We start from the raw sequence: 10655 nt of genomic DNA, 5'->3' as shown, positions 1-10655 counted from the left end.
AAAACATCATGACGCAAGCCAGTGAATCCCTCGACAAGCTGTTTAATCCGCGTGACGGCGAACACGCGCAAGGTGGCGTCTGGCTGGTTGGGGCTGGGCCGGGAGACGTAGAACTGCTCACCTTAAAAGCATGGAGGCTGATCAACAGCGCCGACGTTGTGGTGTATGACCGGTTGGTGAGCGAGGCGATCATGGCGGAAGTGCCGCCGGAGACGCTGGCGATTGATGTCGGCAAGAAGCCCGGCAGCCACGGGTTAAAGCAGGCGCAAACTAATCAGCTGCTGGTGGATTTAGCCCGCAGCGGGCGGCAAGTGGTGCGGCTCAAAGGCGGCGATCCCTTTATTTTCGGGCGCGGCGGTGAAGAGATGCTCTATCTGCAACAGGCGGGAATAGCCTGCCAGATCGTGCCGGGTATTACCGCCGCCGCCGGATGCGCGGCAGCCAGCGGCATTCCGCTAACGCACCGTGATTGCGCACAGTCGCTGCGGTTAATTACCGGTCACGGCAAAAGCGGTGAACCGCAGCTGGATGATGCCAGCCTCGCCGCCAATAACCAGACGCTGGTGTTTTATATGGGGCTGAAGTGGAGCGCCAGCATCAGCGCACAGCTGCAGGCGCAGGGCCGCAACGCGCAGACGCCGGTGGCAATCATTGAGAATGGCACGCGTGCCGATCAGCGGGTGATGATCACTACGCTGGCTGAGCTGGCACACACTGTTGAGGTGCAACAAGCCCAATCGCCGGCGTTATTGTTGGTGGGTGACGTGGTGCACTTTTATCGCCAACCGGTCAGGATTAATGCACATTCGAGCAATGTAGCGGCGCCATTTATGGCGACCAATCAGCCCGCAATTTCACTTATGGCTAAATAAGCTCACATTTCCCCCCTTTAATCCGCGCTTTAGCCTGTCAGGGTTTTGGCATTCTATGCTCAGAATTCCTGCCAGCTGAGGTAAGTCGTGGCTGAAGAGAGTAACGAGGACAAAACAGAATCGCCCACGCCCCACCGACTTGAAAAAGCGCGTGAGGAGGGGCAGATTCCGCGTTCGCGCGAGCTGACTTCAGTGATGATGCTGTTGATTGGATTGCTGATCCTGTGGGTCGGCGGCAACAGCATGGCGGAGCGTCTGGCCAGCATGGTCGCCACCGGATTTCGTTTTGATCACGGCATGGTAAACGATGACAAAGTGATCATTGGTCATATCGGCAGCCTGATTAAGCAGGCGGTGATCGCGCTGCTGCCGCTGATGGGCGGCTTAGTAGTGGTGGCGATTGCCGGGCCGATGGCGCTGGGCGGCCTTAACTTCAGCGGCAAATCCATTAAGTTCGATCTCAAAAAGCTCAACCCGCTTACCGGTATTGGCCGCATGTTCTCCGGCCAAACCGCTGCAGAGCTGGTGAAATCGATCATGAAAGCGGTGCTGGTTGGGCTGGTGGCTGGCTGGTACATCTGGAGCCATTGGGAAGAGATGCTGCGTTTGATGAGCGAATCGCCGATCAACGCGCTACATCATGGTTTGTCGATGATCGCCGCCTGCTGTGGGCTGATCATGCTGGGCCTGTTCCCGATGGTGGGTTTTGATGTGTTCTGGCAGCTCTACAGCTACTTCAAAAAGCTGAAGATGACGCGCCAGGAAATTCGCGACGAACACAAACAAAACGAAGGCGACCCGCACGTTAAAGGGCGTATTCGCCAGGCGATGCGCGCGGCGGCACGCCGTCGCATGATGGCCGATGTACCGAAAGCCGACGTTATCGTCACTAACCCGACGCACTACTCGGTGGCGCTGAAGTATCAGGAAGGCAAGATGAGCGCGCCCAAAGTGGTGGCCAAAGGCGCCGGCGATATCGCCCTGAAGATTCGTGAGCTCGCCAAAGAGCACCGCATCCCGATTCTTGAAGCACCGCCGCTGGCGCGTGCGTTGTATCGACACACCGAAATTGGTCAGTTCATCCCCGGCGCGCTGTATGGCGCGGTAGCGGAAGTGCTGGCCTGGGTTTGGCAGCTGCGACGCTGGAAGCGCGAAGGCGGCCTGATTCCAAACAAACCAAAAAACCTGCCGGTTCCGGCAGACATGGACTTTGCAGGAGAGAACACTAACGATGGCTAATTTAGCCGAGAAGCTGCGTTTACCGGGCAACTTTAAAGACACGCAATGGCAGGTGCTGGCGGGCCCGGTACTGATCATGTTGATCTTGTCGATGATGGTGCTGCCGTTACCCGCATTCATTCTTGACCTGCTGTTCACCTTTAACATTGCGCTGTCGATCATGGTGCTGCTGGTGGCGATGTTCACCCAGCGCACGCTAGAGTTCGCCGCCTTCCCGACCATTCTGCTGTTCTCGACGCTGCTGCGTCTGGCGCTGAACGTTGCGTCAACCCGTATCATTCTGCTGGAGGGCCACACCGGCGCCGATGCGGCCGGACGCGTGGTGGAAGCCTTCGGTCACTTCCTCGTTGGCGGTAACTTCGCCATCGGTATCGTGGTGTTCATCATCCTCGTTATCATCAACTTCATGGTGATCACCAAGGGTGCGGGACGTATTGCCGAAGTCGGCGCGCGTTTTGTGCTGGATGGGATGCCCGGTAAGCAGATGGCGATTGATGCTGACCTCAACGCCGGCTTGATTGGCGAACAGGAAGCCAAGCAACGCCGTACCGAAGTGACGCAGGAAGCCGATTTCTACGGCTCAATGGACGGTGCGAGTAAGTTCGTTCGTGGTGACGCCATCGCCGGCATCCTGATCATGGTGATCAACATCATCGGCGGCCTGTTGGTCGGCGTGGTGCAGCACGGCATGGATCTCGGTCATGCCGGTGAAACCTACACGCTGTTGACCATCGGTGACGGCCTGGTAGCACAGATTCCGGCGCTGGTGATCTCCACCGCCGCAGGTGTCATCGTAACGCGCGTGGGCACCGATCAGGACGTCGGCGAGCAGATGGTAACGCAGCTATTCAAGAACCCGCGCGTGCTGATGCTGAGCGGCGGCGTGATTGGTTTGCTCGGCCTGGTGCCGGGCATGCCAAACCTGGTGTTCCTGCTGTTTACCGCTGCGCTATTAGGACTTGCCTGGTGGTTACGCGGTCGCGAAATGCAGCCGAAGAAACCGGCAGAAGCTTCCAGTCTGGTGAAAACCCAGGAAACGCCGGCCACGGTGGAAGCGTCGTGGACCGATGTGCAGCTGGAAGATTCGCTCGGTATGGAAGTGGGTTATCGCCTGATTCCGATGGTCGATCACCTGCAAAACGGCGAACTTTTAGGGCGTATCCGCAGTATTCGTAAGAAGGTGGCACAAGAGGTGGGCTTTCTGCCGCCGGTGGTGCATATCCGTGACAACATGGAGCTGCCACCCGCGCGTTACCGCATCCTGATGAAAGGCGTAGAAATTGGCAGTGGCGATGCTTACCCGGGCCGCTGGATGGCGATCAACCCCGGCACCGCCGCTGGTTCGCTGCCGGGCGAGCCAACCGTCGATCCGGCCTTTGGACTGGCGGCGATCTGGATCGACAGCGCCCTGAAAGAGCAGGCGCAGATTCAGGGCTTTACCGTGGTGGAAGCCAGCACCGTGGTGGCGACGCACCTCAATCACCTGATTGGCCAATACGCCAGCGAGCTGTTTGGCCGTCAGGAAGCGCAGCAGCTGTTGGATCGCGTCACGCAAGAGATGCCGAAGCTGACCGAAGATCTGGTGCCGGGCGTCATCACGCTGACGACGCTGCACAAAGTGCTGCAAAACCTGCTGACCGAGCGCGTCTCGATTCGCGATATGCGCACCATTATTGAAACATTGGCGGAACATGCGCCGGTGCAGAACGATCCGCAAGAGCTCACCAGCGTTGTGCGTGTGGCGCTGGGACGGGCGATTACCCAACAGTGGTTCCCGGGCAACGGCGAAGTGCAGGTGATCGGCCTGGATGCCACGCTGGAACGCCTGCTGTTGCAGGCGCTGCAAGGTGGCGGTGGACTCGAGCCAGGTCTGGCAGATCGCTTACTGGTGCAGGCGCAAGGCGCACTGCAGCAGCAAGAGATGGCAGGCGCGCCGCCGGTGCTGCTGGTCAATCATCCGCTGCGTGCGTTGCTGGCACGCTTCCTGCGGCGCAATCTGCCGCAGCTGATTGTGCTGTCGAATATGGAGCTGACCGATAACCGTCAAATCCGCATGACCGCCACCATTGGAGGCAAGTAATGCGTCGCTGGTGCTGGGCAGTAATGATGATGCCGTTGATGGCGCTGCCGCTGGCTGTTGATGCGTCCAGCGGTGCCTGGACAGCCAACGCCAGCGGCCCAAGCCTTGGCGTGCGCGGTAACTGGCTGATGACGCCTGCGCTGCGTGCGCCTTCCAGCGCGCCGGGCAATATTTCGCTGGTGTACTGGCGTTATCAGCTCAGCCGTCCTGCGCCCTCGGGTTTGGTGGTGCGCTTATGTGCGGGCGATCGTTGTGTCGAGATTGAAGGCGCCAGCGGCAGTACGCGCGGCTTAGCCAACGTGGCGGCGGAAGAGACGCTGCATCTTGCATTTGGCTTTCAGGGGAAGGGCGCATTGCCGCCCGGCTTACGCGTGGTGAGCAGTGAAGTGACGGTGAATTATCAGTAACGCGTGTTACCTCGGCGACGCGCCCTGCGCCGCCGAGTGCATGGATTAAGGCTTATCTCCCTGACCGTAAATTGGCGGTGAAGCCAGTTTTGCATCCTCTCTTAACCCTTTTACCTGCTTCGCATCCACTTTGGCCGCCGCCGGATTACCAAACTGCTGGGTAACAAAGTTACTGACGTCAGCCACCTGCTGGTCACTCAGCTCAGGCGCAAAAGGCGGCATAAAGACTTCTCCCTCGCGCATATGGCGATGCACACCGTTGAGGACCACCGATACCACGTTCAGCGCATCTGCCGCGCCGGTGCTGGTGTGGTGGAACAGCGACGGATAGGCATGGAAACCGCTACCCGATCCCGCACCTTCCGCGCCGTGACAGCTGGCACAGTTACCGGCAAATACCACCGCGCCGGGCTGAGCATAGCGGGTCGCCTCATCGGCGCCGCGCAGTGCAATCAGCGCGGTGGAAGGTTGTCCCCAGCTGTCGCGCGCGCGGGTTTGCTGCGCGTCCGGCTGCGGCTTAACGCTGCGCAGATAGGTGGCGATGTCCTGCAGATCACTCTCGGGCAGATATTGCAGGCTGTGCTCAATCGCTTCGGCCATCGGCCCGGAGGCGCTGGCTTTGTTGGCGACAAACCCGGTTTTCAGGTAGGTCACCAGCTGCTGCTGGCTCCAGTCACCGATGCCTGCCTGCTTATCGGGTGTGATGTTGTACGCCATCCAGCCGCCGAGATCGCCGCCGGCCAATGCTTTATCGTTGTCCATGCCCATGGTCAGATTACGCGGCGTATGGCAGGTGCCGCAGTGCGCCAGCGCTTCAACCAGATAGCGGCCGTTATTCCACTGCGCGCTCTGCTGCGTATCGTTCTGCAATTCGCCTTTATCGAAGTTAAACCACTTCCAGAAGCGCATGCCCCAGCGTTGGTTGAATGGGAACGGCAGGTCGGTTTGCGGTGAAGCCTGATGCACCGGCGGCATCGACATGAGATAGGCTTTGATTGCCAACACATCGTCGCGCTTCATTTTGGTAAAGGAGTCATACGGCATCGCCGGATAGAGCTGCTCGCCACTTTTGCCAATGCCGTCGCGCACCGCAGCAACGAACTGATCGTCACTCCAGCTGCCGATACCGTACTGCTTATCGGAGGAGATATTGCTGCCCCAGATCTGGCCGAAAGGTGTACTGACCGCAAAGCCGCCGCCAAACAGCGGGCCGTTGGTGGCGGTATGACAGGCGGTACAGTCACCGGCGCGCGCCAGATATTCGCCGCGCTTAATTTGAGCGGCATTGTCTGCCGCCTGCGCCACGGCGCACTGCATCAGAACCACCGCGATAGCGGCCTGAATCAATACAGGTTTCATCGGGTGCTCCTTACAAGCTTGCCAGAACGCTATCGGCCATACGCAGCGCCAGCGCGGTTCCGGTCAGCGTTGAGTTGACCGTCGAGGCCGACGGCATAATACCGGTACCGGCGATAAACAGGTTCGGGTGATCGTGGGTGCGGCAGTGACCATCCACCACCGAATCCTGTGGATTGCTGCCCATGATCATGGTACCGGTGATGTGCTGGTTATTGTCGTAGACGCCGCGTTTGCTGTAGACCGCCTCGGTGCCGCCCATCTCTTTCACCATGCGCTGGAAGTCGATCATCGACTGGTCATAGCCGCGATGCACGTAGTCCGGGAAGCGGTAGTAAACCTCGAGGCGGGGAATGCCCCAGGCATCCTTCTCGGTTTTGCTCAGCGTGACGCGGTTCTGCGGCTCCGGCAGCATCTCCAGCAGACACTTGAGCTGAACAAAACGCTCGGCCTGGAAGGCCAGCTTGTCGTTGAGCGCCTTGCCGTAATAGCCCTGACGCACCAGACGTTCGGTGAGATAACGCACCGGCGAGGTGTTGGCGAGGTCGATACGCAGCGCCGAGCGCTCACCACGGAAATCGCCGTCGCGCAGATTGTTGATGCTGCCGGGACGCATCGGCCCACGGCCAAACCACACCGGCTCATCGGCGTAGAACTCTACCGACGATCCGGGATGGTCCATCAGGTTGCGGCCCACCATGCCGGAACTGTTGGCGATGCCGTTCGGGTAGCGATCGCTGGTGGAGAGCAGCAGGATTTTCGGGCTTTCGATGCCGTTGGCGGTCAGGACAAACTGTTTGCCAGTGACGCGATGGCGCGCTTTGTTCTGATCGAGATATTGCACCGCCTGAATGGTGCCTTTGTCGTCAGCCTCAATGCGGAACACCACCGCATTGGTGACGATTTTGACACCGGCATCCAGCGCCTTACGCGCGGCGATGCCGCCGTGGTACTGCGCATCGATCGGGCAAACCGGCATGCAGTTGTTGTTGCCGCAGCAGGCCGGGCGACCGTCATAGGCGATACTGTTACGCGCCTGCGGACCAATGCCCACCTCATAACCCAGCGGACCGAGTCGCTGCTTCAGACGATCGAAGCCATACGGCAGCGGAATGCCCGGCAACGGATAAGGGCGCGAACGCGGCGAAGCCAGATCGCTGTCACCGGACACGCCCATCTGGTATTCGGCGTCGCAGTAATAGGGTTCCAGCTCGTCATAGCTGATCGGCCAGTCGCGGCCAATGCCGTACAGCGACTGAATGCGCATATCGTTCGGCAACAGGCGGAACGCTTGTCCAGCCCAGTGCCATGTGGTGCCGCCGGTGCCGCGCAGATATTGGGCGCGATAGGGATCCGGGCCTTTTTGAATCAGGTAATTGTTATCGCTGGGAATGAATTTAGGCTGCGGTGCCCACGGCTGCGGCGGATACGGTTCGGTGAAGTCGCCCTTAAACGGCGAGTTGCGGAAATACTCCACCGCCTGATCGCGCTTAATCTCCGGGCCGGACTCCAGCATCAATACCGAAGCGCCTGCTTTGGCCATCTTCAGCGCCGCCAGTGAACCGGCAATGCCGGCGCCAATCACCACCACATCGGCGCTTAATGAATCAGACATGTGCTCTCCTTGCAGGCGGCTGCGTCCAGAAGTTAGGTTGCCCCGGCGCGTAGCTCGGTGGTAACAGGGAATCACGCACCAGCTGATAGCTGACGATATTCTCAAAAGCGATACATTGCGGGCGCGGCAGCGGGCCGACAACGCCGAGATACCAGCCGGAAACCAGCGCCTGATAAAGATCGTCGAGGGCTTTGGGTTGGGTACTCAGCAGCGTCAGCAGGCTGCTGCCGTTGGCGGCAGGTTGCTGCTGCAGTAGCGCGCTGAGCGTATCAAGCAGGCTGTCCAGCTGCGGGAAATGCGCGTGCAGCCAGCTGTAGAGGCGCTGCGCCAGCAAGGCATCCGGCTGGTCCAGTCCGGTTAATCGGACGGAAATCGCAGTAAAACTGGCGGACGGAGCCACTGCGGCGGCCAGCGGTGGCGAGGCGAAAGCCAGGCTGCCGGGGAGCGCCTGCGTCAGGACGCCAGCCACCAACAGGCCCGCCGTGCCGGTCAGCAACCGGCGGCGTGAAAGAGTCATCATGGAAATTCCCGAAAGTTATTTCAGCGCCTGAGCGGCAGCCTCTGAAGCCTGATTATCCAGATCCTGTTTGGGCGTGCTGACGCCAACCGCGCCGACCACTTCATTCTGCAGCGTGAGCGGGAAACCGCCGCCGAGCGCCACCGCGTGCGGGATGGCGAGAACCGTGGTTTCGCCGCTCTGCAGACGCTGCATAAATTTCAGGGAAGGGGCGTGATACAGCGCCGAGGTGCGCGCTTTACCAATGGCGGCATCGACGCAGCCCGGCGATGCGCCGTCAAGGCGCTGGAAGGCCAGCAGCGTACCGCTGGCATCAACCACCGCTACACAGCCGGTGCTGTGCTGCGCGCTGATGCTGTTTTTGACACTGGTCATTACCTGGTTGGTGTGGCTGGCGTCCAGCGCGGCGGCGCTGGCCTGGCCAATACCCGCTGCCAGCAGCAGGGAAAGGGCGACAGATGCTCTAATCTTCATGTTTTGCTTCCGATAGTTATTGTTTTAAAACCTGCTTCTCGTCTCGCTTACGCTACGCTGTAGCAAAAATGTAAACAATTGCCGATAAACAAAACGCATACCTCTATGCGTATAACTCATTGAGGTGGATAGATCTTATCCAGCGTCTGTTGCCAGACGAACGGCGTGAGTTGTTGATAGCGCAGGGAGCGGGCGTTTAACGCATCAATCAGCCCTTGCTGCGTGGCAACAATCGCTGCGCTCATGGCGGCCGGTACCTTGACGTCCTGCAGCGTTTTCACCACTTCCTGCATCTCTTCGGCGCGTCGCTGGCCGTGCTCCGCCACGCGGCTAATCAGGTAGTGCGGCAGCTGATCGTCCCAGCCCAGCGACGGGAAACTGGCGTGCAGCGAGTCGAGCACCGCTTGCTCTACGCCATACTGGCGCGCCGCGCTCAAACATTCGGTGGTCAGCGCCTCGAGGCCTTTGATCATCACGCTGCGGCACATCTTAATCGCTGAAGCTTCACCCACTTCGCTACCCAGCAGGCGGCTGTTGAGGCCCAGCTGTTGCAGCAGCGGCTGCACCTGTGCAGACTGAGCGCCGCCAATCAGCAGCGGCGTCACCAGCCGCTTGGGCGGCACCGGCGCCATCACCGCCACGTCGATATAGCTGGCACCCGCAGCGTGAATCACTTCAGCCGCGGCGCGTTTGGTGTGCGGTGCCACCGAGTTGAGATCGAGAAAGTGCTGCCCGGCCTGTAACAGCGCTGCCGCCTGCTGCGCCACGTTGAGGGCCTGCGACGCGGTAACGGTGGAGAACACCAGCGCGGCGTCCTGTAATGCATCCGCCAGCGAAGCGGCCAGCCGCACGCCGCTCTGCTGCGCTTTTTGCTGCAGCGCGGACAGGGTTTCCGCCGCCAGGGCTTTGCGATCCCATACCGTCACCGCATTGCCCTGCGCCTGTAAATCATGGGCGAGAATGCCGCCCGCTTCGCCAAAACCGATAAAGGTGATGTTCATCAATTACTCCTTGCTGAAGGGCCAGACCGCCGCCGGAATCATGACTTCACCGACGAAAATGGCACGCGCGGTGCGCAACAGACCGCAGCCCGCCAGCGGGTTATCGCCTTCGCGCTGTAGCAGCACGCTAAATTCACCGCTGGGATGTTCCACGCTCAGGCGCTGTTGAGGTTGCTGGCTGGTGCGTGCCAGTCCGTCGGCGACGCTGCCGGGGATCAGGCAGGCGCTGGCGACACTCACCGCGCCAAGCACGCCAATCGAGGCGTGGCAGCGGTGCGGAATAAAGGTGCGTGAGCTGATGGCGCCACCGTGACGCGCTTCGGCCAGCAACGTGACTTTGGGCACTGTTCGCTGGCTGACATCCCCTAAATTCATCCGCGGCCCGGCCTGCAGGCGGATCGACTCCAGCCGCTGCTTGAGCTCGCTGTCGTTATCTAACGCGTCGCGGCTTTCATAGCCGCTGCGATTGACATCCGCTGCACGCACCAGGATCACCGGCATGCCGTTGTCGATGCAGGTGACGTCGATGCCATCAAAACGATCGCGCGGCTGACCGGTTGGCAACAGCGCGCCACAGCTCGATCCGGCAATATCTTTGAAGGTGAGGGCGATTTCGCCTGCGCTGCCCGGTACGCCATCAATGCGTAAGTCGCCGTCATAGTCGACTTCACCGTCGGGCGTGGCGAACACCGCCTCGGCAATCTGCCCGGTGTTCTGCATGAAAATGCGCACACGGGTGCGTTCGCTGCCTGCCTTGACCAGCCCGCGTTCGACGGCGAAAGGGCCGACGGCGGCGAGGATATTGCCGCAGTTTTGCCCGTAATCGACGCGGGCTTGATCGACGTTGACCTGGGCAAACAGGTAATCGACATCGGCATCGTCACGGTGTGAAGCGCTGACGATCGCCACTTTGCTGGTGAGCGGATCGGCCCCGCCGAGGCCGTCAATTTGACGGATATCGGGCGAACCCATCACCGCCAGCAGCACCCGATCGCGGGCCGCCGGTTCGGCTGGCAGATCCTGTGCCAGAAAGCAGGCGGCTTTGGAGGTGCCGCCGCGCATCAATAAGCAGGGAATGCGACGCTGGCGCATGG

General features: G+C 60.3%; 10 protein-coding genes. 4 read left to right on the top strand and 6 right to left on the bottom strand.

Features of this window, described 5'->3' with window-relative positions; translation table 11 throughout:
- Nucleotides 1–8 precede the first annotated feature (8 nt).
- The 4 genes from cobA (at nucleotide 9) to PO881_RS11100 (ending at nucleotide 4598) form a co-directional block, all read left to right on the top strand.
- The gene (cobA, locus tag PO881_RS11115) at nucleotides 9–872 is read left to right on the top strand and encodes a uroporphyrinogen-III C-methyltransferase (RefSeq protein ID WP_137385963.1); all 864 of its coding nucleotides are present in this window, start codon (nucleotides 9–11) and stop codon (nucleotides 870–872) included.
- A gap of 87 nt (nucleotides 873–959) precedes the next feature.
- Entirely contained in the window at nucleotides 960–2111 is a 1152-nt protein-coding gene (gene flhB / locus PO881_RS11110) for a flagellar biosynthesis protein FlhB (protein ID WP_101764132.1), read from the top strand.
- Nucleotides 2104–4191, top strand: coding sequence for a flagellar biosynthesis protein FlhA (gene flhA / locus PO881_RS11105; protein WP_101764133.1), 2088 nt, complete (start codon nucleotides 2104–2106; stop codon nucleotides 4189–4191). Before flhB ends, flhA begins: the two co-directional genes overlap by 8 nt.
- Nucleotides 4191–4598, top strand: coding sequence for a flagellar protein FlhE (locus PO881_RS11100; RefSeq protein WP_271459652.1), 408 nt, complete (start codon nucleotides 4191–4193; stop codon nucleotides 4596–4598). Before flhA ends, PO881_RS11100 begins: the two co-directional genes overlap by 1 nt.
- Before the next feature lie 45 nt (nucleotides 4599–4643).
- On the opposite strand, the gene PO881_RS11095 is transcribed toward PO881_RS11100, so the two are convergent.
- From PO881_RS11095 to PO881_RS11070, 6 genes are all read right to left on the bottom strand, one after another.
- Entirely contained in the window at nucleotides 4644–5957 is a 1314-nt protein-coding gene (locus PO881_RS11095; RefSeq protein ID WP_280171776.1) for a cytochrome c, read from the bottom strand.
- Nucleotides 5958–5967: 10 nt separating this feature from the next.
- Entirely contained in the window at nucleotides 5968–7569 is a 1602-nt protein-coding gene (locus PO881_RS11090) for a GMC family oxidoreductase (protein WP_280171775.1), read from the bottom strand.
- The gene (locus PO881_RS11085) at nucleotides 7562–8089 is read right to left on the bottom strand and encodes a sugar dehydrogenase complex small subunit (RefSeq protein ID WP_271459654.1); all 528 of its coding nucleotides are present in this window, start codon (nucleotides 8087–8089) and stop codon (nucleotides 7562–7564) included. Before PO881_RS11085 ends, PO881_RS11090 begins: the two co-directional genes overlap by 8 nt.
- A 15-nt stretch (nucleotides 8090–8104) precedes the next feature.
- The gene (locus PO881_RS11080; RefSeq protein ID WP_101764138.1) at nucleotides 8105–8560 is read right to left on the bottom strand and encodes a heme-binding protein; all 456 of its coding nucleotides are present in this window, start codon (nucleotides 8558–8560) and stop codon (nucleotides 8105–8107) included.
- A gap of 116 nt (nucleotides 8561–8676) precedes the next feature.
- Nucleotides 8677–9561, bottom strand: coding sequence for a DUF1932 domain-containing protein (locus PO881_RS11075; protein WP_280171774.1), 885 nt, complete (start codon nucleotides 9559–9561; stop codon nucleotides 8677–8679).
- A gap of 3 nt (nucleotides 9562–9564) precedes the next feature.
- On the bottom strand, nucleotides 9565–10653 hold the full coding sequence (locus tag PO881_RS11070) for a 4-oxalomesaconate tautomerase (protein ID WP_280171773.1): 1089 nt from the start codon (nucleotides 10651–10653) through the stop codon (nucleotides 9565–9567).
- Nucleotides 10654–10655 lie beyond the last annotated feature (2 nt).

Origin of the sequence: Pantoea sp. SS70 (genome assembly GCF_029866845.1) — a bacterium.
Taxonomy (GTDB): Bacteria; Pseudomonadota; Gammaproteobacteria; order Enterobacterales; family Enterobacteriaceae; genus Pantoea; species Pantoea leporis.
This window is presented reverse-complemented; position numbering and strand designations above follow the sequence as displayed.